This window comes from Streptomyces sp. NBC_01669 (genome assembly GCF_026339735.1).
GTDB classification, from domain to species: Bacteria; Actinomycetota; Actinomycetes; order Streptomycetales; family Streptomycetaceae; genus Streptomyces; species Streptomyces yanii.
The window spans coordinates 625954-650160 of record NZ_JAPEQG010000001.1 but is presented as its reverse complement, the minus strand read 5'-3'; the positions used below and the strand labels follow the sequence as shown (position 1 = coordinate 650160).

Here is a 24207-nt window from a genome sequence, read left to right as displayed (position 1 = left end):
CCGGCGGTACACACGGACCGGAGGGTGGCTTTGGCACTGGAAGATCTCGGGCTCGGCGCCTGCGAGGAATCCGTATACAGGGTGCTGATCGAGCGGCCCTCGGCCTCGCTCGCCGAGGTGGCCGCGGCGGCGGCCGCCCCCGACGCGGAGATCGCGGACGCATTGAACTCGCTCGCGGCTCGCGCCCTGGTCAACAGACAGCCCGGAAGCGGCCATTATGTCGCCGCGCCGCCGTCGGTCGCGCTCGGCACGGAACTGACCGAGCGCCGCATCCGCCTCCACCGAGCGGAACTCGCTCTCGCCGAGCTGGTCGAGACCTACCGGACCGGGTCCATGGGACGCGCGCAGCGCGATCTCGTGGAGGTCGTCGAGGGGCGGGATGCCGTGCGCCAGCGGTACCTCCAGCTCCAGCTCTCCTCCCGGCACGCCATCGACACGTTCGTCACCGGCGACGTCCAGGTGGTCGGCCCGGAGAACACCGAGGAGCCGACCGTGTTGTCGCGCGGCCTGCTGGTGCGCGCCGTCATCGACCAGTCGTTCCTGGGCGAACCGAGCGCGGCCGACAATGTGGACGAGTCGCTTGCCCGGGGCATGCGGATCCGGACGGTCGACGGGGTACCGCTCAAGCTCATCGTCTGCGACGGCGAGATGGCGATGCTTCCGCTGCACGGCTCCGGCAGCGACGTCGACCCCAGCCTCGTCCTGCGCGGCGGACTCGCCAACGTTGCTCAGGCCCTCTTCGACGCCGTGTGGGAACGGGCCCGCCCCTACGGCGAACCGCACCACGGGATCGATGTCCTGGACACCCGCATACTGCGTCTTCTGCTCGCCGGTCTCACCGACCATGCGGTGGCCGCGCAGGTGGACATGTCGGCGCGCACTGTGCAGCGGCGCATCCAGGGGCTGATGGTCCAGGCCGGGGCGACCACCCGCATCCAGCTCGGCTGGTACGCCCGCCACCACGGCTGGGCGTAACGGCCTCCCCCGTGACAGGGAGTGGGCTCCCGACGCCCTGCGACTCCGCTTGCCGCGTTGTCGTCAGTCACCGACGCTCCGCGTCGACTCCCTCCTCCGCCTTGCAATCGAAGCCGCATGACGCCGCTCGCTGATCCACTCCCTGCCGTGGGGGAGGCCGTAGGGCGAGTCCGTGCTCCGCGGCCGTCGCTGACGGGTCTCCGCCAAGGCAGCTATCCGCCAGGGCAGAAGGGTCGACACGCACGGTGCCGCCGCGAAAACTCTTCGCAGCACCCGGAACCACCCATTCACCGGGTGCGTGGAGGAGAGTCATCCATGACCAGATTATCCGCGAGGCGGAGATCCCGGCTGCTCGCAGTGGGGGTGTCGCTCGTACTGCTGCCGGCCGGGCAGGCCGTCGCAGCCGGGGCAACGGGGACGGCGGGGGCGGGCACCGACCGTGCCACGTCACCCGTGCACGCACCCAGCACCGCGCGAACCGTCACCCTGATCACCGGTGACCAGGTGACCGTGACCGACCTCGGCGCGGGCCGGAAGTCGGTCGCCGTGGAGCGTCCCAAGGGCGCGACCGGAGCGGTTCGCAGTGAGATATCCGACGGCCGGATCACCGTCGTACCTGACGAGGCCCGGCCCTACCTCCAGGCGGGCGTCCTCGACGCCGAGCTCTTCGACGTCACCGCTCTGATCGAGCAGGGGCTCGGTGACCCGTCGTCCGACGGCCTCCCGCTCATCGTGACGTACACGAAGAACGCCCGCAGCGCGACGCCCCACGGAGCCCGCCAGGTCCGTGGTCTTCCGAGCGTGGGCGGCGCGGCCCTGGAGGCATCGACGTCCGGGGAGTTCTGGCGCACGGTCGCACCGGACGTCACCTCCCAGGCGCGCAGCGCGACTTCGGGCCGTATACGTCTGTCGGGCGGCGTCGAAAAGATCTGGCTGGACGCCCGCGTCGACGCCGCGATGGAGACCAGCAACGCCCAGATCGGCACCCCCGCGGCCTGGGAGGCCGGGCTGACCGGCAAGGGTGTCAAGGTTGCCGTCCTCGACACGGGCGTGGACCTGACCCACCCCGATCTCAAGGACCGGGTGAGCGAGACCAAGAGCTTCATCGAGGGGCAGGAGGTCGCCGACCGGAACGGGCACGGCACGCATGTCTCCTCCACTGTCGGTGGCAGCGGTGCTGCGTCCGACGGCAAGGAGAAGGGCGTCGCGCCCGGCGCCACGCTCGCCGTCGGCAAGGTTCTCACCGACCAGGGTTTCGGATCCGAATCGCAGATCATCGCCGGTATGGAGTGGGCGGCCAAGGACGTCCAGGCCAAGATCGTCTCCATGAGCCTCGGATCGTCGCAGGGCAGTGACGGCACCGACCCCATGGCCCAGGCGGTGAACACCCTCTCCAAGGACACGGGCGCCCTGTTCGTGATCGCGGCCGGCAACGCCGGCTACCCCGGCAGCATCGGCTCCCCCGGCGCAGCCGACTCCGCACTGACGATCGGCGCGGTTGACTCCGCCGACCGGCGTGCCCCCTTCTCCAGTCAGGGTCCGCGTTTCGGCGACAACGCGCTGAAGCCTGACCTGTCCGCGCCGGGCGTGGACATCCTCGCGGCCCGCTCGCAGCTCGTGAGCGGCAGCGGCCCGTACACATCGAAGAGCGGTACGTCCATGGCCACCCCGCACGTCGCGGGCGTGGCGGCGCTGCTCGCCGAGAAGCACCCCGACTGGAGCGGACAGCAGCTCAAGGACGGGCTGATGAGCACGTCCAAGCAGATCAGCGGCACGTCGTACGAGGTGGGTGCGGGCCGCGTGGACGTCCCGTCCGCGGTCGCCGCGCAGATCACCGCGACCGGCAGCGCCGACCTCGGATTCACCAGTTGGCCCTACGAGGCGAACAAGCCGGTCACGAAGACGCTGACCTACACCAACGCCTCCGACCGGCCGGTCACCCTGGCGTTGACCGCCGAGGGCGCTCCCACCGGCGTGGTCACCCTCGCCGACTCCACCCTCACCGTGCCCGCGCACGGCACCGCGCAGACCACGGTCACCGGTGACGGCACCGCCGCGCCCGTCGGCGCCACCTCCGGCCGGATCGTCGCCAAGGACGGCGACACAGTGGTGGCGCACACGGCCTTCGGCCTGACCAAGGAGGAGGAGCGCTACAACCTCACCGTCCACGTCAAGGACCGCGACGGTGCCCCATCCGCCGCATACGTGGCTGTAAAGCAGCTGGCCAAGGACACGTCGGTCATCCCGGCCTCGGTCGGCGAATCCGGCACGCTCAAGCTGCGCGTGAAGCCGGGCATGTACACCCTGTCCAGCTTCCTCGATGTGCGTGGCAGCAAGGGCAAGGACTCGCTCGGCCTCGGTCTGCTCACCGAGCCCGAGGTCACCATGGACCGCGACCGCGAAGTCACCCTCGACGGAACGAAGTTGCGGGAGATCCGGGCCGAGGTGGACCAGCGGACCCAGACCCGTCAGCTGATCATGAAGTTCAACCGGTCCGCGAACGGCGAGTCCTTCGCGCCGGCCGTGCAGGTCCCGCCGAAGTACGACAGCATCTTCGCCGCGCCGACCCGCAAGCCCGCCACAGGCACCTTCGAGTACCGGACCGTCTGGCGGCTCGGCAAGCCGCAACTCGATGTCGAAGCAGGCGGCCGGCAGCTCGGCGAGACGGCCGTCCAGTACGGATCGGATCTGTTCACCGGGCGGAAGCGAATGTCCCTGGTGGACGCGGGCACTGGAAGCCCCGCCGACTACGCCGGCAAGGACGTGACGGGCGACGCGGTCGTCGTGCGCCGCACCGACGCGATCACGCCCGCCGAGCTGGCCCAGAACGCGCAGGACGCGGGTGCCAAGGCCCTGCTTGTCACCGACGAGGTTCCCGGGCGGCTGATGGCCAACTTCAGCGGGGCCGGCGGGGCGACACGTCCGCTGTACATCGCGACGGTGAACGCGGCGGACGGGGCGCGACTGATCGAGGCCGCCCGGCTCGGCCGGGGCGTGGACCTGACCGGTACTCAGTTCACCCCGTTTGTCTACGACCTCACCGAGGGATACCCGGGGGCGATCCCCGCCGATCTGACGTACCGGCCGGACAGGAGCGAACTGGCCGTCGTCAAGAACAAGTTCCACGCGACGAAGGCCGCCGACGGCGGCGAGTTCCGCTACTCGATCACCGACAGCTTCCCCTACGGCATCGGATTCCAGGAGAAGATCAAGTTCCCCGCGGAGCGCACCGACTACATCAGCTCCGGCCCTGGCGAGGGCTGGCACGAGTCCATGTCCAACGGCCCGGGCGCCATCGAGGAGCGCAGCGGCGTCGTGCACTACCGCGGCGGCACCCGCTCCGGGACGGACTGGTTCAAGCCTGTCTGGCACCCGTGGCTGGGTACCGGCCTCGGCTGGGGCCAGCAGCGCGCGGGCAACTACCTGCAGTTCAACACGCCGGGCTGGGGCGACTCGGGACCGGACCACACCGGCTTCGGCGATGTGTATAACGAGAGCTCGATGACTCAGTTCACCGAGGTGTACGTGGACGGGGTGCGGGTCGACCGCAAGCGCAGCTCGGGGGCGTACGCCCGGGACGTCAAGCCGACCGAGCAGGACTTCAAGGTGGTCACCGACACCACCCTGGACCCAGACGTCTGGCGGCTCGCCACGAAGGGCCACTCCGAATGGACCTTCAAGTCGTCCGCCACGCCGGCCGACCGGTGGACGTATCTGCCGATGCTCAACCTCGGGTTCGACGTCGACACCGACCTGCATGGTGATGTGCCCGCCGGAAAGCGTCTCGATTTCGGGATCTTCTCCGAGTACGTCAAGGACGCGTCGGACACCGGGAGGATCAACGGCTCCACGCTGGAGGTCTCCTTCGACGACGGCGCGACGTGGACATCCGTCGCACTCGATGGCGTACGCGGCAAGTCCGCCGCCTGGGCCGGCTCGGTGCAGGTGCCGGACGACGCGCGGTACATCTCCGTGCGGGCCTCGGCCGCCGACGACAAGGGCGGCTCGGTCAAGCAGGAGATCATCCGCGCGGTCGGCGTGCGGAAGTAGCCGACCGGGTGGGAGCCGCGCAGTCGGCGGCACGGCTCCCACCTGCCGCGTGTGCTGAGCACATGGAGCTGACCGCGGCAGCGCTCGCTGCCGCGGTCAGCTGCGCGAGGACCGACGCCCGTGCGGTCGGCCGACGTTCCCGCGCCGCGTGGTCCGGGCCTGTGGAACCGGCCTCCAGGACCGCCGGCCGCGCGTCAGCCGGCATGACCGATCAGAGGCTCGGGTCGCGATGGGTGGGCCGGCCGTCGAGGACGGTGAGCACCACAGGGAGTTCGGGCAGATCGGTGGCGGGAGTGGTGAGGGGGTTGTCCGCGAAGACCGTGAGGTCGGCGCGGTGGCCGACGGCGAGCCGGCCGGCCTCGTGTTCCTCGCCCGCCGCGTAGGCCGGGTTGATGGTCATGGACTGGAGGGCTTCCAGGGCGGTCAGTGCCTGGTCGGGGCCGTGCGGAGGCTGGGTGAGATCGCGGCTGGGGCGGCGGTGGCGGGCTCCCGCCATGACGGCCAGCGGGGGATAGGGAGCGATCGGCCAGTCGGAGCCGAGGACGACGGTGGCGCCGGAGTCCCAGAGATCGCGACAGCGCCAGGCGCGGGAGGCGCGCTCCTCACCGAGGCGGCGGGACCAGTTGTCGGTGTGGTCGGCCCGGGTGAAGTCGCAGCAGTGGGTGGGCTGCATGGAGGCCACGACGCCGAGCTCGGCGAAGCGGCGCAGGGTGTCGTCGGGCACGGTCTCGATGTGCTCGATCCGGTGCCGAACCACGCGATCGCCCGCGGCCAGAGCCTTGTCGACGGAGTCGAGGACGTGCCGGACGGCCGCGTCACCGATGGCGTGGGTCGCGGTGGGGACCCCGGCCCGGTGGAGCTCGCCGACGATGCGGGTGTAGGCATCGGGGTCGGGCCAGAAGGCGTGCGTGGACTCGCCGTGGCAGTCGGGGCGTTCCAGCCAGGCGGTGCCGTTGTCGATGGTGCCGTCCATGAAGAGCTTGACGCCCTCGGTGCGCCAGAGCCCGCCCCCGGTGCCCTGCTCCTCGATGAGGGCGCGCAACGCGTCGGCGTCGGTACCGGGCTGGCACCAGGGCGCGACCCGCAGCCGCAGCGGCAGCTCGCCGGCCGCGTCGAGGTCGGTGTAGAGCGCGAGGCTGTCGCCGTTGGCGTCCATGGCGTGACCGCCCGTGAGACCGGCGGCGGCCATGCTCCGCAGCGCGGCGGCGAGGCGGGCCCGGCGCTCCGCGTGCGTGGGCCGGGGGGCCGCGCGCTCCACGAGTTCGCAGGCGGCGTCCTCAAGCAGCAGGCCCGTCGGCCGGCCCGCCTCGTCGCAGACGATCTCGGCGGCCTGATCGAACCTGCGCGGCCCGTCGACGCCGGCGAGTTCGAGCGCGCGGGGGCTGGCCAGCATGGAATGGGCATCGAAGAGCTGGAGGAGGGCCGGAACGCCGTCCAGTACGGGGGCGAGGGCGGCAGCCTCGATGGGCCGGTCCCCGAAGACGTTCGGGTCCAGACCCCACCCGTGCAGCCAAGCTCCGGGCGCGAGGGTCCGGACCTCCCGGGCCAGGGCTTCGCGTACCTCTTCCAGGCCGGCGCAACCCGACAGGTCCAGTCCCTGGGTCAGTTCGGCCCCGGAGACCGGGTGAAGATGCCCGTCGACCAGGCCGGGAGTCACCACGGCCCCTTTCAGGTCGATCACCGTGGTCGAGGAGTCTGCCAGCGAACGTATCTGCCGGTCGTCGCCGAGGGCGGCGATACGCCCTCCGGACACGGCCAGGGCGGTGTCCGGCAGCAGCTCGCCGGTGACCGGGTCGAGCAGACGGGCGGAAAGCAGGACAAGGGGGTCCCGCCCTGCTCGAGCGAAGTCGAGAGCTTGGGGGAGGGCGCGCACAGCGGCTCCTTCGAGGAATGGTCAGTTGGGGGTGGCCGGCTGCCCGGCAGCGGGAAGGTCGTCGTCGCCGGCTGTCGCGGGCGCGCCGGCCGGGCCCGTACCGAGTTCGTCGGCGAGGCGGGTGAGCATGCCGCTCGGCAGGCCGAGTTCGCGTTCCGCGATGGCGACGGCCATGCGCATCACCGCGGGCGGACGGTTGCTGGTGTCGGTGTCGGTGTTGGCGTGGGCGCCGAGGCCGTCGATCACCACCAGGATCTGAATGGTCGTCACATAGGGGTCCTCCGTGCGGAAATCGCCGCGCGCGACCCCCTCACGGATGAGGCCTTCGAGCCGTCCGCGCCAGGCCTCCTCCTGCGTGCCGACCCGGTCGCGCAGGACGGGCCGGTAGCGGCTCAGGTGCCGGGCGTTGATCCAGAGCCGGCTGATGTCGTCGTAGGCCTCTCCTGTTGCGTGAGCGAAGAAGCGTGCGAGGTGCTGGACGGGGGTCCCGTCGGGCCTGTCCGCCGGGACGAGGCGGTCGAGTTCGGCGCTCGCGGCGCTGCCGAATGCCTCGCCGACGAGGTCTTCCACTGCTGGAAAGTAGTGACTGATCAGCCCCGGGCGGACGTCGAGCTCTTCACCGATCCGCCGCAGAGTGATGCACTCCAGCCCTTCTGTCAGGGCGACGGTGGCGGCCGCGTCGACGATTTCCGCACGTCGGTCCGCCGGTGATTTTCGAATTCGTTTGCGCTGGACGCTTGACGGCATACCCGTGATGTTATTGAGTGTGCGACCAATAAGCAAGCAGGTGGGTACGCCCAGCACTCGGAGGGCTCAATGGCTTCCACGATTTCCGCCCCGAACACAGGCGCTGCCGACGGACCGCCGTCCTCGGACCGGGCGCGCCGCATCGAGGTCCACGGCATCGACCACATTCCCGAGCGGGAACGACACGGCCGTGCGCGGGAGCTGTTCGCCGTCTGGGCGGCGGCGAACGTCAACTACCTGAGCCTGGTGGTCGGCGGTGCGCTGATACTCATGGGCCTGAGCCTGTGGCAGGCCCTCACCGTGATCGTGGTGGGCAACCTGTTCTGGGTGCCGGTCGGCCTGCTGGCCGTCTCGGGTCCGGCCTCGGGGACGCCGAGCGAAGTGATCATGCGCGCGATGTTCGGCGTCCGGGGCAACCGGGTGAACATCGCGGTCACCGGCTGGGTGATCTGTATCTGTTACATCGCCCTCAACCTGGCGGCGGCCGCGCTCGCCGCCTTCTCCCTCGTCGAGAAGGCCGGCATCACGCCGAACACGGGCGTCAAGACCGCAGTCGTGGTGGGTATTGCCGCGCTCACGCTGGCCATCAGCGTGTACGGCCACGCCACCATCGTGAAGCTCTACCTCCCGATCACCGTGGTCCTCACCGCGGCGTTCGCTGTCGTGGCCTTCAGCGTGCTCGGGCACGCGGACTTCGGCTACGAGCCCGCCGAACCGCTGACCGGCGGCAGCCTGTGGGCGGCCCTCGCGGGCGGCGTCACGCTCATCGCCTCGGGCCCGCTCTCGTACACCAACAGCGCCGACTTCTCCCGCTACCTTCCCCGGGCGACATCCCCGAAGGCGATCGTGGGCTGGACCGCGCTCGGCGGCTTCCTGCCCAGTGTCGTCGTCACCGCACTGGGCGCGTTGGCCGCGACCGCGGTCGACATGACCGACCCGCAGACCGCGTTGGAGACGATCCTGCCCACCTGGTTCACCCCCGTCTTCCTGCTCGCCCTGGTGCTCGGGACGATCGCCATCAACGCCATGACCGCCTACAGCTCCGGCCTCGCGCTCCAGGCCGTCGGCGTCCGCATCCGCCGCTCCCTCAGCGTCATCGTCGACGGAGTCGTCGGTGTCGCCCTGACCCTGTACGCGCTGCTCGTGTCCAACTTCCTCGACACCGTCAGCAACGTCCTCCAGCTGACCGTCGTCCTGCTCGGCCCGAGCATGGCCATCTACGCCACGGACATCCTGCTGCGCCGCAACCGCTATGACGGCCCCGGGCTGACCGACGAGACCCCCGACAGCCCCTTCTGGTTCACCGCCGGCGTCAACTGGGCGGGCGCCCTCGCGCTCACGGCAGGCACCGCAGCGGCGGCCCTCTGCGTGAACACCGTCTACGCCGGCCCGCTCGCGCGCGCCCTGGACGGAGTTGACCTCGCTCTGCCTGTCGGCATCGCCGTGGCGTCAGCGCTCTACGTGGTCATGATGCGGCGCTCCCGCTCCGCGCCCGGCACGGAGATGCGGGCATGAGGCGGCGGTCGGGGGCCTTTCCTCGCGCGGATCTTCGACCCCCGCGCACTCCGGCGAGCAGCATGAGCGGCCGGACACGTCCCGGGCCCGACCGCCCCGGGGCGGCGTCCGAGCCAGGCACGCGGGCCCATGCCTCGCACGTGGTCAGGCCGTTCGTGTCTATTCGAACCGGGTGGTGTCTCCTGCTCCTCGGCGCACGATCGTGGCTTCGCCTTCGGAGAAGTCGATGACCGTCGTCGGTTCGGTGCCGCAGTCACCCGAGTCGACCACCGCGTCCACCTCGTGGTCGAGTCGCTCCTTGATCTCCCAGCCCTGTGTCATCGGCTCGTCCTCGTCGGGCAGGAGGAGGGTGCTGGACAGCAGAGGTTCACCGAGTTCGGCGACCAGGGCCTGGGTGACCACATGGTCGGGAATACGGACTCCGACCGTCTTCTTCTTCGGGTGCAGCAGCTGACGCGGTACCTCCTTCGTCGCCGGGAGGATGAAGGTGTAGCTCCCGGGCGTGGCTGCCTTGATCGCGCGGAACACGTCGTTGTCGACGTGTACGAACTGACCCAGCTGTGCGAAGTCCTGGCACACGAGGGTGAAGTGGTGACGATCGTCGAGGTTCCGGATCGAACGGATCCGGCCGATGCCGTCTCGGTTGCCCAGCTGGCATCCCAGTGCGTAGCAGGAGTCCGTCGGGTACGCGACGAGCGCACCGGAGCGGATGGTGTCAGCCACCGTGCTGATGGTGCGCCGCTGAGGATTTTCGGGGTGCACGTCGAAGTACTTCGCCATTCTTCGAGCTTATGTGATCCGGACTGCCGTGGTGGGGAACAGGAGCGAGGACAGGGGCGAGGGGTGAGGGATTTCCTGGTCCTGGCCCGGGCGGCGAAGCAGACCGACGAACGGATATCTCACGAGTCTGTCTGCGTACGCCCGCCAACCGACAGCAGGTGCCGGTCCACCTACGCGTGCACGCGCGTACGTTCGCCGCAGCCGGCCCACGGGCGCCTGCGGACGAGAGCCGGGCAGGTCGTCGGTTCACCGATGACGGCGACACCGTCAATGTGTTCCAGGTGGAACGGAGGATCCCGCGTGTTACCCCCGTCAACATCCAACGCCGGGCAGCCGGGCGACCGACACCGTCATCCCGGCCGACGACATGGCGATCTACCACCTGCCCGTCCTCATTCCGCTGATCCTGGGCTGACCGGTCATCGCCGTGGCAGGCGATGCTTCCTGCCGGCTGGGCGGCTCGGACCGCTACGGCGACCGCCCTGCGTACCGAATAGCCGCCTCGGGCCGAGACCGGCATGCGTGAGGTGAGGCATGTCCGGCACGATGCTCGACGTGACTGGTGTGACGCCCGCGTTGCTGCCTCCTCCTCGCGTGCTTGCGGCTTTCGGTCTGACGGGGCCGGCCGGTGCTGTTGGCCGGCGGCCAGGGGCAGAGCGTCTTCGCCGGCGGCGCTGTCCTGAAGCCGGCAGGCAGCGCCGAAGGTGTCGAATGGGCTGCGGAGCTGTTCGCCGGTGTTCAGGGAGACGAGCGGTTCCGCGTGCCACGCCCGCTGCGGTCGGCGGCGGGTGGATACGTGGTCGATCTTCCGGCTCGTGGCCCTGGCCGTTCCGCCAGGGCCCGAGGGAGTGGTTCCGGCGGACGAGATGCGGCGCTTCACCCGGGTCGGCGACCGCGTTGCGCAGTGGATCGTCGGGTAACACGGCTCAGGTTCCCGCGAGCAGTGACAGTCCTGCGGCCACACGTCATGTGCGACGGCAACGAGGCCACGCACCGGGCCGTTGCCGGCACCGTCCTTCTCAGAGCCTGTCGGGTGACCTCTGATCGGGCGGCCACGCCCTGGCACGCACGCTTCCCGCGTTGCCGAAATATCCTAGTAGCTCCTTCCCCAAGCTCTCAGCTTCGTTCGAGCAGGGGAGACCCCATCCGAGGACATCCCGCCGCCTTGGAATCGCACGCACCAGACCGCGTCCGCTATCCGATCGAAGGTCACCCGACAGGCTCTCAGGCGCCCGCCGACGACTGGGCCTCCGCCGCCGCGCGGTACAGCCGGCGCAGCCGGACCACGCCCAGGTCGTGCTGGTACAGGTTCTCCCGCTGGTCGGCGTCGGTCGGCATGGCCTCCAGCATCACGCGGTCCTGCTCCAGGACCTCCCAATGGCGCTTCTCGATCAGGGTCTTGTACAGGAAGCGCCAGGACGCGCGCTGCCAGTCCTCGACGCGGCGGTAGCGCCAGAAGAAGACGCCCGTTCGCTGTTCGTCCACGGGGCAGACCATGCCCACGATGCCGAACGGTCCGCCGGGGCCGGCCGACGGCGGGTACGGGATGGACAGGTCGACCCAGTCCACGCCGGTGCGGCACAGTTCCACCCAGTCGAAGTTGACGCCGCGCTGGTCGGTCTTCTCGAAGAAGTAGCCGCGACCGGTCTCCCGGATGCGGAACTTGGCTGTCGTGTCTCCGTCGAACATCGTGTGCGACTCGTGGTGCAGAAACGCACCGTGCATCGGGTCGAGCAGGTTCTCCACGGCGTACCGCCACGGCACGTTCCATTCGGCGTAGCACAGGAACGCGTCCACCCCGGGGTCCGTCAGCGGCTCGGGCAGCGTCAGCGCGGCCGGCTCGGGGTGCTCCTCGTCACCGAAGTAGGCGAGGATCGCGCCCGCGACCTCGCGCACCGGCAGCGAGGCGACCAGCTTCTTGCCCTCCAGGCTGCAGCCGGGCAGTCCGGGGACGGAGGAGACCGTGCCGTCGGTCCGGACCTCGACGCCGTGGTACCAGCAGGCGACCCGGTCACCGAGGTGCTTGCCGAGCGAGAGCGGCGCGCCGCGGTGCGGGCAGCGGTCCGCGAGCATCGACAGGGTGCCGTCGGAGCGGCGGAACAGCAGCCACTGCTCCCCGAGCGCGGTCACCTTGCGCATCGCACCCGGGGCGACGAAGTGCGAGGGGACGACGGCGTGCCACTGGTTGCGCAGACCGGTGGCGTAGATGTGGTCCGCGGTGGCGGAGGACGACAGCGTCATGGTCAGGCTCCCAGTCGGTTCATCTCGGCGCGGAAGGATTCCTCGGTCCACGGTGTGCCGTCGGCGGCGTGGACCTGACGGGCGTTGAGCCCGCGGACCACGTCGGTCAGCTCGTGGCCCTCCTTGGTGAAGACGTCCTCGAGGGTCGCGGCGAGCCTGTACTCGTACGGGGTCGGCTCGTGCGTACGGGACTGGTGGACGTCCAGGTACGGCCAGGTGTCGGTCACGGTGTCTCCTGAAAGTGCGGGGGAAGGGGTCACAGGTCGAGGACGAGTCGTCCGGAGGCACACCGCGAGACGCAGATCATCATCGTGGCGCCGGCGGCGTGTTCGGCCTCGCTGAGCAGGAAGTCGCGGTGGTCGGGGGTGCCGTCGAGCACCCGGGTCTCGCAGGACCCGCAGATCCCGTCGCGGCACGAGCTCTGCACGCTCAGCCCGGCGCTCTCCACGGCTTCGAGGATCGAGGTGTCCGCGCCGACGGTGACCGTCACCCCGGAGGTGCGGCACTCGACCTCGAACGCCTCGTCGTCGCCGGTGCGTTCCACGACCGGTGCGGCGAAACGCTCCAGGCGCAGCCGGTCCTGGGGGCAGCGCTCCTCGACGGCCGTGAGCAGCGGTTCGGGGCCGCAGGAGTACACCAGCGTGCCGCCGGGCAGCTCCGCGAGTGCGGCGTCCAGGTCGATGTGGCCCAGCTCGTCCTGCGGGACGAGTGTGATGTCACCGCCGAGCGAGGCGAGTTCCGAGGTGAACGCCATCGAGGTCCGGCCCCTGCCGCCGTAGACCATCCGCCACGAGGTTCCCCGGCGGGCGGCCTCCCGGGCCATCGCCAGCAGCGGGGTGATCCCGATGCCACCGGCGACGAACACATAGGCGTCGGCGTCCTCCAGCGCGAAGTGGTTGCGCGGTTCGGAGACCGTGACCGGCTGCCCGGGACGCAGCTGTGTGTGCACGTATCGCGAACCGCCGCGCGAGGCGGGTTCGTTGAGCACGCCGATGCGGTAGACGTCCGGTGTGTGGGGGTCGCCGCACAGGCTGTACTGGCGGACCTGGCCGCCGACATGGACATCGAGGTGCGCGCCGGGCGTCCAGGCGGGCAGGGGTTTGCCGTCGGGGTCGGTCAGTTCGACGGACAGTACGCCTTCGGCCTCCCATGTCATACGACGGACGATCAGCTGCAGCGAGTTCTCGCTCATGGCCTGTTGCCTCCTTACCGGCAGTACGGGGGCCGGGCTACTGGCCCGGGATCCTCACGGGTGGGGTGAACGGGTTCTTCATCGGGCCCAATGCCGTCAGATCGACCTCGACGAGGGTCGGCCCGCCAGAGGCGACGGCCTCGCCGAGCACCGGTCCGGCGTGCTCCTCGGCGGCGATCCGCAGATACGGCAGCCCACAGGCGCGTGCCAGCAGTTCGAAGTCGGGGGTGACCAGATCCACCCCGGACCGGCGCTCGCCGTAACGGTCCTGCATGTTGCGCAGTACGCCGTAGCCGCCGTCGTTGAAGACGATCAGGGTCAGGCGGGGCCGCTCCTGGGCGAGGGTGAGGAGTTCGCCGAGGTGGACGGCGAGTCCGCCGTCGCCGGCGATCACGACGGTGGGCGTGTCGGGCCGGGCGAGCGCCGCGCCGATGCCCATGCCGAGCCCCTGCCCGATGCCTCCGCCGCGCGGGAAGACGTTGTCACACGGGTCGTACATCTCCAGGAGTCGGTTGCCCCAGCTGCTGGACGGGATGGTGACGTCGCGCGCCACGACCGCCTCGCGGGGAAGCGCGGCACGGATCGCGTCGCAGATCGCTGCCTGCGGGCCGATGCTGTCGTGCAGGGTCGCCCGCGCCTCGGTGCGTACGGCGGCGACGCGGTCCGCCCAGCCGGACTCGGCGGGCCGGGCGTGCGGCAGCAGACCGGTCAGGGTGGCGGCCGCATCGCCGTGCAGGGCGTGGGTCACCGGGTACACGCGGCCGAGCGCGGCCTCGTCGATGTCCACCTGGATGTGCGCTCCGGGGAGCTTCAGCGTGTAGTCGGCGGTCTCGTTCGAGCGGAAGTGCGTGCCGATCGTGAGCAGTACGTCCGCGTCGGCGAGCAGCGCACGGACCGCGGGGGTGGTGGCGAAGTTACCGATGACCTGCTGGTGGTCCTCGGGCACTGCTCCGCGCCCGGAGTTCGAGGTGAGCAGTCCTGCTCCGGTCGCCTCCAGCAGCCGGGCCAGTTCGCCGCGGGCGGTGACGGCGCCGCCACCGGCCCAGATCAGCGGACGGCGCGCCGAGGCCAGGAGGGCTCCGGCGGCCGCCAGTTCACTCTCCGCCGGAGCGGGGACGATGGGCGCGGGGAGCTCGGCGGGTGCGTCGGTCTGCGTCGCGTACTGGAGGTCGATCGGCCACTCCACGCTTGCCGGACCGCCCGGCGCGGTCAGCGTGGCGTGGGCCGCCTCGCGCAGGATCCGGCCCGCCTGCTCCGCGTCCGGCACACTCGCCGCGTACGCCGAGACGGCGGTCAGCATGCCGAGCTGGTCCTTGGTCTCGTGGATGAAGCCCCGGCCGCTGCCCAGGAATTCGCTCTCCACCTGGCCGGTGATGTGCAGCACGGAGCTGCCCGCGCTCAGGGACTCGATCAGTGATCCGGCTGCGTTGCCCGCCCCCGTGCCGGTCGAGGTCAGTGCGCAGCCGAGGGTGCCGCGGGCCCGCCCGTAGGCGTCGGCGGCGTTCACGGCGGATGCCTCGTGCCGGACGGGGACGAACCGCAGTTCGCGGTCGACGGCCTCGACGAGCGGCAGGTTGTGCACGCTGACGATGCCGAAGACGGTGTCGATGCCGAGTTCGCGGAGGACGGCGACGAGGAGATCGCCTCCGTTGTCGTAACGCATGGTGTCTCCTCAGAGGATGGAGCGGCCGACTCCGCCGCAGACGTCGATGCTGGTGCCGGTGATGTACGAGGCGAGGGGTGAGAGCAGGGCGACGATCGCGTACGCGACCTCCTCGGCCCGGCCGAGGCGTCCCAGCGCGATGCCCCGGTCGGCGGCCAGTTCCGCCTGCCAGTCCTCGTAGGTCTTGCCGGAGTCCGCGGCCGCGTGGCGTCGGGTCCACTGGCCGGTGTCGATGAGTCCCAGGCAGACGGAATTGACCCGGATGCCGTCGCCGGCCAGTTCGGCCGACAGGGACTTGGAGAGATTGAGGATGCCGGCGCGGGCGGCGCTCGTCGTGATCAGCCGGGTCTCCGGCTGCTTGGCGAGCACCGCGTTGATGTTGACGATGCTCGCCGCGCCGGAGGCGGCGAGATACGGGCGAGCCGCCTGCAGTGGGTTCAGCACCCCGGCGAACTTCAGCTCCAGCTCGTCGCGCCAGTCCTCGGCGGTGGAGTCGTCGAGACCCTTCATTCGGGACTGTCCGGCGTTGTTGACGAGTCCGTCGATGCCGCCGAACTCCTCGGCGGTGCGACGGACGAAGCCGTGCACCGCATCGGCGTCCCGTACGTCGCACACGCCGGTCAGCAGGCGGTCACGTCCGGCGCCGAGCCGGGCGGCCACCTCGGCCAGCCGGTCGGCGTCGCGGCCGCAGGTGGCGACACGGGCGCCTTCGTCGAGGAGGGCGCGGACCGTGGCCAGGCCGACGCCCGAGCTGCCGCCGGTGACCACGATGGTGCGGTCGGCGAGGCCCAGATCCATAATTCGTTTCTCCTACAGTTCAGTTCATGGTGAAGCCGCCGTTGACGGCGATCACCTGGCCGGTCAGGTAGCGGGACTCCTCGCCGAGCAGGAAGGAGACGATCCCCGTGAGGTCGTCGGGCTGCTGCGGCCGGGAGATGGCCCGGTTCATGCGGTAGAGGTCGTGCCGCTCGGCGGGCACGGTCTCGGTCGCCTCGCACTCGGTGAGTCCGGGGGCGACCGCGTTCACGGTGATCCCCCTGTCGCCGAGCTCGCGGGCCATGGCCCGGGTCAGTGCGATGACCGCGCCCTTGGAGGCGATGTAGTGGGCCAGGCGCGGGGATCCGTACAGTGCGGCGTCCGAGGCGATGTTGACGATGCGGCCGGGGCCTGCGAAGAGCGGATACAGCGTCTTCGACACCAGCCACGGGCTGCGGGCGTTGACCGTCATCAGCCGGTCCCACACCTCGACGTCGATGTCCTGGAACTCCTTGCCGCCCACGCCGTTGGCGAGCGCCGCGTTGTTGACCAGGCCGTACAGCGGGCCCAGCTCGCGCACGGCGTCGGCCAGCGCGTCCACCGAGGCGGGGTCGGCGACGTCGCAGCGTACGAAGTGTGCGTCGAAGCCCTCCGCGCGCAGCTCCGCGACAGCGTGCTCGCCCCGCTCCCGTTCCAGTTCGGCGACGACGACCCGGAAGCCGTCGGTGCCCGCCCGGCGGGCCATGGCCAGTCCCAGGCCACGGCCCGCGCCGGTGACGACGACGGTGCGTGCGTCGGCCGGAGGCTGGTCAGCCACGGGTGACGCCGTGCATCGGCGAGTACTCGGGGTAGGTCGGCACCTGCGGCTTCTGCGTGCCGATGACGACGCAGAACAGGGCGTCGGTGTCGCCCTCGTTCTTGAGCGACCGGGTCACGCCGGCCGGGACGACGATCATGTCGCGGTAGCCGAGGGTGCGGTACTCGGCCTCGTCGGAACCGCGGTGGATGCCGACCTTGACCTCTCCCTCCAGGACGAAGAACGCCTCCTCGACGTCGTGGTGGGTGTGGGCCGGGCCCTCGGCGCCGGGCGGCAGCAGCATGTTGGAGAACGTGAAACCGCCGGACGGGATGATGCGGCTGTCGCTCTCGTGGTTGCCGGTGGCACCGGAACCGACATACCGGATCTGGCCGCGACGGTACTGCGGGCCGGCCTTCTCCTGGAAGGAGAGGGTGTCGAAGTCCGCCACGCGGGAGCTCTTGGTGGCGATGAGGGAGTCGGTGTACGCGGACAGGTCGCCGCCGTTGTCGTACTCGGTGGTGGTCAGAGGCATGGGGAACAGCTCCTATTCGGGAATGGATGCGGTGATGCGGAGGTGGGAGAGCACCCAGGCGTTGAAGTGCCCGGGCTGCTCCTGGTTGGCCAGGTGACCGGCGTCCTTGACGATCACGTAGGCGGTTCTGTGGATGGCCCCGGCGATGGCCTGGCTCGCCTCGATGCCGGTGACCTTGTCCTGGTCGCCGCAGAGCACGAGCGTGGGCGCGGTGATCGAGGGGAGTTCGGCGCGCAGATCGGCCGCGGCCATGGACTCGGCGGCGTACGCGTAACCCGGCAGCCGTACCGATTCCGCCATGGTCCGCACGACCCGGCGCACCAGATGGTCCGGAGCGCCCGGCGACACCAGCCGCGGTCCGCGCGCCTCTGCGAAGGCGCGCGCGCCGAGCTCGGCCAGCTCGGCCGCCCTCGCCCGCATGCCCTTGGCCTTCGCTTCGTCCGTGCCCGAGCCGGGGCTGGAGTCGGCGACGATCAGCGAGGCGACGAGCTCCGGGTGGCGGGCGGCGAGCCGCAGCGCGATCACACCGCCCCAGGAGACGCCGAGCACATGCGCGTTCGTGGCACGCTCGCGGATGAGGGCGGCCGCCGTGTCCGCGAAGTCGTCGAGGGTGAGCGGCTCCTCGGGGTCGGGGGACTTGGCGTAGCCCGGGGCGTCCCACGCCACGACCCTTACGTACGAGGAGAGTTCGGCGAGCTGTGGGGCGAACGCGGCCGACGACGAGCCGATGCCGTGCAGGCACAGCAGCAGCGGACCCCGGTCACCGGCCTCCTCCACATGGACGTCGACGCGGCCGCTCAAAGGATCTGCCCCGTCCGTCCGGCGAGCGCCGCGAGGCTGCGCAGCACCGCGTACGGCACGACCTGGCTGGTTGCCGGATTGCCCGGGTCGGGCAGATGCGCCACCTCGAAGCGGTACGCACCGTGCGGGCCGGACGCCTCGATCACATGCCGGGTGTGGTGCGCCGCCGGGTCGGCGACGACCTGGACCCGCACAGCGTCCAGGTCGCCGACGGCCAGCGCGACCGACGCGGCCACGTTCGTCGACTTGGGGAACTTCACCGGAACCTCGCGGGCGGTGCCGGACATGACCTCGACCGGTCCGGTTGCCGTCCGCATCCGGGTCAGCAACTCCTCATCCATCCAAGGCTGTTCGAGGGTCGACGGCAGCTTGGTGGTGGTCAGGCGCACCTCGTCCAGTGGGCCGAGTGAGCGTGCCGCCTGGAGCAGGTCGAGACCGCCGACGGCGCCGCCCGTGAAGTACACCCGGCCCGGCCCCGCCGCGAGCAGCCGCTTCGCCAACTCGTCGTCGGTCAGCGCCCCACTGGAGGCGATCAGCAGATCGGTGCCGGAGGCCAGCACCCGCTCTCCCCACTCCCGCACGACGCCCTGGCCCGCGGCCTCGACGATCAGGTCGCAGAGTTCCAGGGCCTCCTCGAAGGTGACCTGACTCGCGGGCGCGGCTTCACCGAGGGGACGGTTGTCGACGACGCACACCAGCTCGGCGCCGCCCACCTGCCCATCGGCGAGGGCGGTGCCGACGACCCGGCCGATCGCACCCCAGCCGACCACGCCGACCTTGCGTACGGTGCTCATGCGGTTGCCTCCTGGGCGTCGAGGGGAGCGAGCGGGCCGGGGTCCGGCGTGCCCGCCATGTGGCAGCGGATCTCCTTCGACGGCGGACCGGCCGTGCCCCACAGGTCGGACAGGTCGGGCACCCGCCGCCACACCCGGGCGATCCAGGCGTCCTCGACGATCTGGGCGACCTCGGAGGTGTACTCGCAGACCAGCCCCGACGGGTCGGTGAAGTAGGAGAAGGTGTTGTTCCCGGGACCGTGCCGGCCGGGGCCCCACTGGGGGGTGATGCCGTGGTGGCGCAGCCGGCCGAGGCCCCGCATGAAGTGGTCGACCGAGGTCATCTCGTACGCCACATGGTTGAGCGAGGTCCACTCGGCCTGGTTGAAGGCGATGCAGTGGTGGTCGGCGTTGCAGCGCAGGAACGCCATCTGGTGCTCGGACCAGTCGGAGACGCGCAGACCGAGTACATCGCAGTAGAAGGCGACGGCGGTGTCGATGTCGGTGGTGTTGAGCACGGCGTGCGTGACCCCGACGGGCACGGCGCCGTCCCGGCCGCGCGGGACGACCGCCTCGACCTGGGCGCTGATCTCGATGAGGCGCCCCTCGGGGTCGGTGAACCGCAACCCGTAGCCGCCGCCCGCCTGTTCCAGCGGGCCGGGCCCGAAGGCGGGAACGATGGAGCGTGCTTCGAGGCGCCGGGCGGCCTCGTCGACCTCGGCGGGCGTCGCGACGGCGAACGCGATCCGGCCGAGGCCGACCCGCTCCCGCTCGGTCAGGTGGAGCACGTGGTGCTCGTCTCCCGTGCCGCGCAGCCAGCGGGCGCCGGTGTCGGACTCGACGGTCCGAAGGCCCCAGACCTCCTCGTAGAAGTCGGCGGCCTCGGTGAAGGCCGGCGTGTGCAGCTCGACGTAGCGCAGCGATCGGAGCCGGGCGATCGGACCGGGTGGTGGTTGGTGCATGAGTCTCTCCAAGACGGGCAGGCGTGCCGGGTCAGTTGGCCCAGGGGAGTGGGAGGTCGGAGGTGCCCCAGTACAGGGATTTCTGGCGCTGGTAGGCGCGGATCGCGTCGCGGCCCTTCTCCGTACCGAGGCCACTGTCCTTCCACCCGCTGAACGGGGTGGAGGCGCTGAACTGCTTGTACGTGTTGATCCAGACGGTGCCGGCCTCGATACGGCGGGCGATCCGCCACGCGGCCCGCAGGTCGCGGGTCCAGATGCCGCAGGCCAGCCCGTAGACCGAGTCGTTGGCCTGGCGGACCAGATCGTCCTCGTCGTCATAGGGCAGGGCGACCAGCACGGGTCCGAAGATCTCCTCCTGGCAGGTGCGGGAGGTGTTCGGCAGCCCGTCGAGGACGGTCGGCAGGTAGTACGCGCCGTCCTGGTACCGCTCGCCCTCGGGGGCGGACCCGCCGCACAGCACCCGCGCGCCTTCGGAGCGGGCGAGGTCCACATAGGCGGCGACGGAGTCGCGGTGGCGGTGGTGCACGAGCGGGCCGACCTGGGTGCTCGGTTCGGTGCCGGGGCCGACGCGCAACTTGCGGACCCGCTCGACGAGTTCGCCGACGAAGGAGTCGTAGATCTCGCGGGCCACGAAGAGCCGGGAACCGGCGATGCAGGACTGGCCGCTGGACGAGAAGATCCCGAACAGCACGCCTGCCAGGGCCTGTTCGACGTCCGCGTCGGCGCGCACGATCGTCGGCGACTTGCCGCCCAGCTCCAGCGAGGCGGGGACGAGCTTCTCGGCCGCGACCGCGGCGATGGACCGCCCGGTCTCCGTGCCGCCGGTGAATCCGATGCGGGCGACGAGGGGATGGCGTACGAGGGCGTCCCCGACCACCCGGCCGCTGCCGGGCAGCACCGACAGCAGGGCCGTGGGCAGCCCGAACTCGTCGAGCGCCCGGGTGATCAGACGGCCGAGGGCGAGGGAGACCAGGGGGGTCCAGGCCGCGGGCTTGAGAAGGACCGCGTTCCCGGCCGCGAGCGCGGGAGCGATCTTCTGCGCGTCGCTGGCGACGGGGGAGTTCCAGGGGTTGATCGCGCCGACGACGCCGATCGGTTCGAACACGCTCATCGTGACGTACGGGCCGCGGGACGGGGTGACGGAGTCCTCCGCCGTCTCCAGGGCGGCCGCCATGTAGCGGAAGGTGCCCGCCGCGCTGAGCGCGAGGGCCCGGGTCTCGGCGAGGGTCTTGCCGGTGTCGGCGGTCTGCAGGGCCGAGAGTTCGTCGGCGGCCTCTTCGGTCAGTTCGGCGATCCGGTGCAGCAGCCGGGCGCGCTCGTGGGGGAGCAGGTCCCGCCAGGACGGGTCCGCAGCTGCCTTCGCCGCGGCCTCGGCCGCTTCGGCGACCTCGTCCGCCGACGCGGAGTGGACGGTGGCGAGAACGCGGCCGGTCGCCGGGTCGACGGTGTCGACGGGCTCACCCGCGCCGCGTCGCCACTGGCCCGCGATCAGGATGTCGGTGGGGAAGTGCGGCACGGGAGAACCTCCGGGCGAGGCGGCGGAATGAGGGGACTTCGGGTGCGGATGCGCTCGGCGCGAGACCGGAGCGCTTGGGCTGCCTGCACTGTCGAAGTGCTAGAAATCTAAGGGCTTAACTTTCTCTGCGCAAGACTCGAGTTGAAATCGATATCGAGGGGGCCTTGAGCATGGGGTCTGTGGCGGCGAAGATAGTCGACAAATAGATGGTCGTCAGGTTTCTAAGCCCTTAACCATTGACCGCTTAGATACGGGACCCTACTGTCTCCGCAACTCCTCTGTCAGCGGAAGGACCCCCTCCATGACGACTGTGGCCGGCAAGCCAGCCCTTGGCTCCATAGCCGCGAGACTTGAACGACTGCCGCACTCGCGCTGGCACGTCAAGGTCCGATTCCTGATCGGCACCGTTACCTTCTTCGAGGCGTTCGACCAGCTGCTGGCCGCCTCCGCACTGCCCGTCCTGATGAAGGAATGGCACCTGACCACCGGGCAGGCCACCTTCGCCGTGACCTCCGCCTCCATCGGCATGCTGCTCGGGGCACTGGCCGCCGGCTGGATGGGTGACCGGATCGGCCGCGTGCGCACCGTCGCCCTCGGCGTCGCCGTCACCGGTCTCGCCAGCCTCGCCGTCGCCTTCTCCGGCAGCATCGAGACCTTCTCGCTCTTCCGGTTCGTCCAGGGTCTCGGCATCGGCGGTGTCGTGCCCGTCGCGGCCACCTACATCAACGAGATCGCCCGCTCCGACAAGCGGGGCCGCTTCGTCCTGCTGTACGAGATGATCTTCCCGGCGGGACTCGCAGTGGCCACCCTGGTCGCCGTATGGGTGGTCCCCAACTTCGGCTGGCGCGCGATGTTCGTCGTCGGCACCCTCCCGGTGCTGATCGCCGCCCTGCTGCCCCGCCACGTCACCGAGTCCCCGCGCTGGCTGCTGTCCCGTGGCCGTACGGAGGAGGCCGAGGAGGCCCTCGCCCGTATCGAGGCGGAGGTCACCCAGGCCACTGCCGAGCCGCTGCCGGCACCCGCCGCGACGCTGCCCGACGAGACCTCCCAGGGCCGGCTGAGCGACCTGTTCCGGGGGCGCTATCTTCGGCGGACGGCCGTGCTGTCGGGTCTGTGGTTCGTCGCGTACTACGTCAACCACGGCATCTCCACCTGGCTGCCGTCGCTGTACACGAAGCAGTTCGGACTGGATCTGACCACCGCGCTCGTCTACACCCTGCTCAGCAACGTCACCGGCCTGCTCGGCACGCTCGTCGTGGCCCTGCTGATCGACCGCATCGGCCGCAGGCCCGCGCTGGTCGGGGCGCTCGTCGGCACCGTGCTCTCGCTGGGCGTCCTCGCACTGGCCGGTGCGACCTCGGGCGGTCAGGTCGCCGTCTTCGCCTCGTGCACGACCTTCTTCCTGTACGCGATCAACGCGGGGCTCTACCTGTACTCGCCCGAGCTGTACCCCACGTTCAACCGGGCCAAGGGCGCCGCGTTCGGCGGTCTGTGGAACCGGTTCGGTGTCATCCTCGGTCCGGTGACCGTCGGCGCGATCATCGGCGCGGGCGGCAGTCTGGCCGTCGTCTTCGCGCAGCTCGCCGTGGTGGCCGCGGTGGGCGCCGTGATCGCGTGGTTCGCCGTCGAGACCAAGGGCAGGACGCTGGAGGAACTCAACTCCTGAAACGCGATCGGCAGTCCCGGTGCGGGGCCGGTGGCCCGGAGCAGCGATCACTGCTCCGGTACATCGGCCCCCAGCGTTTGCCCCAGGGCTCCGAGCAGCCCGGAGAACCGGCGCCGGTCTGACGCGCCCAGCCCGGCGAGCAACTCCCGCTCCTGGGCCGACCGTACGGCGAAGACCCGGTCGGCGAGTTCGAGACCCTCCGTGGTGAGACGCAGCCGGACGATCCGGCGGTCGTCCGCGTCGCGCTCCCGCCGGATCAGACCCGCCGCTTCCAGACGGTCCGCGTGCTGGGTGAGACCGCCCGCGCGGACCGCGCCGGCCGCCGCCACCTCGCCCATCGTGCGGCGGTAGGGCTCGCCCGCGTCACGGAGGGTGGCGAGCACGTCGTAAGCGGGCAGGCTGATGCCGTACTCGCGGACGGTCCTGCCGATCAGCGCCTGATGGCGAACGGCGCACGCGTTCAGTGTCGCGAACAGGGCCGAGGGGGAGTCGTCCGCACCGGGGGCCACGGGCTCCGCGCGAAGAGGCTCAGGGCGTACAGGCTCCGAGCCGGTCACCGAGGGGGGCCGCGGGGTCGCGCCGACCCCGGCCGGGCTGTCCGCGTGCGGGCGCGCGGGCACGCCCTCGCCTGCGGTCGCGGCGCCCGGTGCCGATGGGGGAGCGCCGGCGAGGGCTTCGCCGAAAGCGGCGGTGAGCACGTCCGTCAGCGCCGGAGCGAGCTCCTCGGTCGGGACGGAGGCCGCCGGTTCATGAGCGAAGACATACCGCTCCATGATTACGCCGAAAAGGACGCTCCGAACCACGGCGGCGCGCACCTCGGCGTCGGCCGAGTCGCCGAGCAGCCGCGCGAGCGGCTCGCCGACCTGCTTCTCCAGGATCGTGCGCAGAAGTTCGGCGCTCGGCGGGTGGCTGACGGCCGAGCGGATCAGCGCGGGCCAGGGATCGTCGGCCGGCAGGCGGTCCCAGCGGTCGAGGTACGCGCGGGCGAGAGCCGCGGGCAGTTCGCCCGAGTTGTCGGCCGCGGCCGCGAGAACGTCGGTGGTGACGCCCGACCCGCTGCCCACCGCCTCACGGAACAGACCGTCCTTGGTACCGAAGTACGCCATCACCAGGCCGGGCGTCACCCCGGCCTCGGCCGCGATGGCACGGACCCCTACGCCCTTGTAGCCGTGCGCGCCGAACAGCCGCCGGGCCGCGTCGAGGACCGCGTGACGGTTGCCCTCCGGGTCGTGGGAGCCGGGGCGGCGCTGCGACGGCTGCCCTTCTCCCTGCCCGGTTCCTGACGTGGGGCTTCCGGCCGGTCGTCGACGGCTCTTGTTCTCTGGATCCACATGGTTCACATTAAACGAGTGTTCATAAAAACAGT

At 70.8% G+C, this 24207-nt stretch carries 19 protein-coding genes; 4 read left to right on the top strand and 15 right to left on the bottom strand.

Going from position 1 to position 24207, the window contains the following annotated elements:
- Window positions 1-30 precede the first annotated feature (30 nt).
- Both OG972_RS02980 and OG972_RS02975 read left to right on the top strand, forming a co-directional pair.
- Window positions 31-975 (top strand): helix-turn-helix domain-containing protein, encoded by a 945-nt coding sequence (locus OG972_RS02980; protein WP_266978123.1) that lies wholly within the window; start codon window positions 31-33, stop codon window positions 973-975.
- A gap of 315 nt (window positions 976-1290) precedes the next feature.
- Complete coding sequence (locus tag OG972_RS02975; protein ID WP_266978122.1) at window positions 1291-5025, top strand: S8 family serine peptidase; 3735 nt, start codon at window positions 1291-1293, stop codon at window positions 5023-5025.
- Window positions 5026-5236: 211 nt separating this feature from the next.
- Here OG972_RS02975 and OG972_RS02970 read toward each other — a convergent pair whose 3' ends face one another.
- The gene (locus tag OG972_RS02970) at window positions 5237-6898 is read right to left on the bottom strand and encodes an amidohydrolase (RefSeq protein WP_266978121.1); all 1662 of its coding nucleotides are present in this window, start codon (window positions 6896-6898) and stop codon (window positions 5237-5239) included.
- Between the two features lie 21 nt (window positions 6899-6919).
- Complete coding sequence (locus OG972_RS02965; protein ID WP_266978120.1) at window positions 6920-7645, bottom strand: TetR/AcrR family transcriptional regulator; 726 nt, start codon at window positions 7643-7645, stop codon at window positions 6920-6922.
- 69 nt (window positions 7646-7714) lie between these two features.
- Between OG972_RS02965 and OG972_RS02960 the strand changes: the two genes are divergently transcribed.
- Window positions 7715-9160, top strand: a complete 1446-nt coding sequence (locus tag OG972_RS02960) for a cytosine permease (RefSeq protein ID WP_266978119.1) — start codon at window positions 7715-7717, stop codon at window positions 9158-9160.
- A 159-nt stretch (window positions 9161-9319) separates the two neighbouring features.
- Here the strand turns inward: OG972_RS02960 and OG972_RS02955 are convergent, their stop codons facing one another.
- The 12 genes from OG972_RS02955 to OG972_RS02900 form a co-directional block, all read right to left on the bottom strand.
- A complete protein-coding gene (locus OG972_RS02955; protein WP_266978118.1) occupies window positions 9320-9940 on the bottom strand; it encodes an L-threonylcarbamoyladenylate synthase in 621 nt (206 codons plus the stop codon).
- A gap of 1224 nt (window positions 9941-11164) precedes the next feature.
- Window positions 11165-12181 carry an aromatic ring-hydroxylating dioxygenase subunit alpha gene (locus OG972_RS02950; protein WP_266978117.1) on the bottom strand — a complete coding sequence of 339 codons (1017 nt, stop codon included), beginning with the start codon at window positions 12179-12181 and terminating at the stop codon, window positions 11165-11167.
- 2 nt (window positions 12182-12183) lie between these two features.
- Window positions 12184-12408, bottom strand: a complete 225-nt coding sequence (locus OG972_RS02945) for a recombinase-like helix-turn-helix domain-containing protein (protein WP_266978116.1) — start codon at window positions 12406-12408, stop codon at window positions 12184-12186.
- Between the two features lie 29 nt (window positions 12409-12437).
- The gene (locus tag OG972_RS02940) at window positions 12438-13373 is read right to left on the bottom strand and encodes a PDR/VanB family oxidoreductase (protein WP_266978115.1); all 936 of its coding nucleotides are present in this window, start codon (window positions 13371-13373) and stop codon (window positions 12438-12440) included.
- Between the two features lie 37 nt (window positions 13374-13410).
- Window positions 13411-15036: a thiamine pyrophosphate-binding protein gene (locus OG972_RS02935; protein WP_266978114.1), complete on the bottom strand. Its 1626-nt coding sequence runs from the start codon at window positions 15034-15036 to the stop codon at window positions 13411-13413.
- Between the two features lie 9 nt (window positions 15037-15045).
- Window positions 15046-15834 carry an SDR family oxidoreductase gene (locus OG972_RS02930; protein ID WP_266978113.1) on the bottom strand — a complete coding sequence of 263 codons (789 nt, stop codon included), beginning with the start codon at window positions 15832-15834 and terminating at the stop codon, window positions 15046-15048.
- Window positions 15835-15853: 19 nt separating this feature from the next.
- A complete protein-coding gene (locus OG972_RS02925; protein ID WP_266978112.1) occupies window positions 15854-16609 on the bottom strand; it encodes an SDR family oxidoreductase in 756 nt (251 codons plus the stop codon).
- Complete coding sequence (locus tag OG972_RS02920) at window positions 16602-17123, bottom strand: cupin domain-containing protein (protein WP_266978111.1); 522 nt, start codon at window positions 17121-17123, stop codon at window positions 16602-16604. The genes OG972_RS02925 and OG972_RS02920 overlap by 8 nt, the downstream gene beginning before the upstream one ends.
- Window positions 17124-17135: 12 nt before the next feature.
- A complete protein-coding gene (locus OG972_RS02915; protein WP_266978110.1) occupies window positions 17136-17924 on the bottom strand; it encodes an alpha/beta fold hydrolase in 789 nt (262 codons plus the stop codon).
- A complete protein-coding gene (locus tag OG972_RS02910; protein ID WP_266978109.1) occupies window positions 17921-18718 on the bottom strand; it encodes an aspartate dehydrogenase domain-containing protein in 798 nt (265 codons plus the stop codon). Before OG972_RS02910 ends, OG972_RS02915 begins: the two co-directional genes overlap by 4 nt.
- Window positions 18715-19659 (bottom strand): VOC family protein, encoded by a 945-nt coding sequence (locus OG972_RS02905; RefSeq protein ID WP_266978108.1) that lies wholly within the window; start codon window positions 19657-19659, stop codon window positions 18715-18717. Before OG972_RS02905 ends, OG972_RS02910 begins: the two co-directional genes overlap by 4 nt.
- A 31-nt stretch (window positions 19660-19690) precedes the next feature.
- Complete coding sequence (locus OG972_RS02900; RefSeq protein WP_266978107.1) at window positions 19691-21175, bottom strand: aldehyde dehydrogenase; 1485 nt, start codon at window positions 21173-21175, stop codon at window positions 19691-19693.
- 301 nt (window positions 21176-21476) lie between these two features.
- Here OG972_RS02900 and OG972_RS02895 point away from each other — a divergent pair, with 301 nt between their 5' ends.
- Window positions 21477-22841, top strand: coding sequence for an MFS transporter (locus OG972_RS02895; protein WP_266978106.1), 1365 nt, complete (start codon window positions 21477-21479; stop codon window positions 22839-22841).
- A gap of 47 nt (window positions 22842-22888) precedes the next feature.
- Here the strand turns inward: OG972_RS02895 and OG972_RS02890 are convergent, their stop codons facing one another.
- Window positions 22889-24172 (bottom strand): TetR family transcriptional regulator, encoded by a 1284-nt coding sequence (locus OG972_RS02890; RefSeq protein ID WP_266978105.1) that lies wholly within the window; start codon window positions 24170-24172, stop codon window positions 22889-22891.
- Window positions 24173-24207 lie beyond the last annotated feature (35 nt).